The organism is Alcanivorax sp. HI0044 (assembly GCF_001634945.1).
Genome location: NZ_LWEZ01001471.1, coordinates 1 through 1444 on the forward strand (window position 1 = coordinate 1; position 1444 = coordinate 1444).

Genomic DNA, 1444 nt, shown 5'->3' on the forward strand with positions numbered 1-1444 from the left:
TCAGAGTGACGACCTACTTGCTTATCTCAATAGGGTTATCGATGCCCCAGAGGAGGAGGTCGATCCGGTTAAACTGGAGCAGATACGCGCTCAATTACAGGCTAACGTAGAGGATCGTAAAGCTCAGCAATCGTCGGCTCTTGAAATGTTTAGGTCCGTAATAACTGCGGGGCAAAACGCCATTAAGACGTCGTTGCTGATGAACGGAGGTGCAACAATTGCCCTCCTGGCTTTCCTAGGTAAGTTGACCACTGAGAATCCAGGCAAGCTTTCGGTTTTTTCTGGCTCATTGATGATTTTTACTTTTGGGGTATTCGTTATTGGCCTGGTCTCAGGTTTAACGTATTTGAGCCAGTGGCTTTACTCTTCACAAAGTGAACGATGCAAATTTTGGGGCTGGGTTTTGAACGTGAGTTGCATTTTTATGGGGCTCGCTTCATACGGGATTTTCATCTGGGGTGCCATAGACACCTATCTCGGATTCAAGCAATTTGCATAACAAATCGCGTCACTTGGGCGGCCTGGACAGGCCGCCGGTGCGCTTAGGCGTTATATTTTCATCAGAGTTAACCTTTAGGACTGATTAATGGCAATTGAGGGATATGAACGGCAATCATTTGGAAAGAAGCTGGCAAAGCTAGTTTTTCCTGCGCAGCCGATCCATAGTATTGAACATTTATTCGGAAGAGAGAAGGAGCTCAGAAGAATTGAAGAAGCTCTTTATGCTTCTGGGCGCCATATTTTTATCTATGGAGACAGAGGGGTTGGTAAATCTTCCCTCGCTGCAACAGCTGCCAACCAGTATCAGAGTTCTGACTCAGAATACATAGATGTATCCTGTTCTCCAGACGCAACTTTTTCAGATGTAATAGCAAATATTGCTTACCAAGCCATCAGTGCTAGTAGGCTTAGCAAGAGAACAATAAAAGAAAAGGCCGGAGCTACTTTCAAGTTTCTAAATCTTGAGCGTGCCGCCGAAATTACTCTTCGTGACCTTCATGATGAAATAAAGTCGCTTTTGGATGCAGTTGAAATGCTTCGTGAAGTATCAATAATTCATTCTGAGTGGACACGAGGGTCAGGTCTTGCCCCGTGCGTCAAGTAGATAAAGGCAAGAACTGCCCTGAAATTGGGTTGCGGAATTGGGTTGCGGAATTGGATTGAAAGAAAAAATTAGTCTCTATTAATTAGGGTTGGCTGTAATGACTAGTGAGTGTTTATAAAATAACAGGCGCTAGGTAAGGGGAATGAATTTTGGCATTAACTCAAATGCAGCTCATTCAATCGTTGGGTGAAGCAATGACTTGGTTTGAAAGGGAGTTGCTTTGGGGAGTGCCTCCTACGGAATTGCGCCATCTTATTGGGCGGATCGGGGAACTTTACTCTGCGCTAATTACCAATGGGCAGATGGCTACGGAAGTAAATCAAAAAGGTTATGATGTTG

Annotated in this window: 2 protein-coding genes and 1 pseudogene; all 3 read left to right on the forward strand. The window is 44.6% G+C overall.

The genetic code is table 11. The annotated features are described in order from the left end of the window. A partial coding sequence (locus tag A3730_RS32080; RefSeq protein ID WP_063538956.1) for a hypothetical protein occupies positions 1-499 on the forward strand: 499 nt, incomplete at its 5' end. Between the two features lie 87 nt (positions 500-586). Then, the gene (locus A3730_RS22120) at positions 587-1105 is read left to right on the forward strand and encodes an ATP-binding protein (RefSeq protein WP_063519444.1); all 519 of its coding nucleotides are present in this window, start codon (positions 587-589) and stop codon (positions 1103-1105) included. Between the two features lie 149 nt (positions 1106-1254). Further along, a pseudogene (locus A3730_RS32795) lies at positions 1255-1444 on the forward strand (hypothetical protein); the annotation flags it as partial.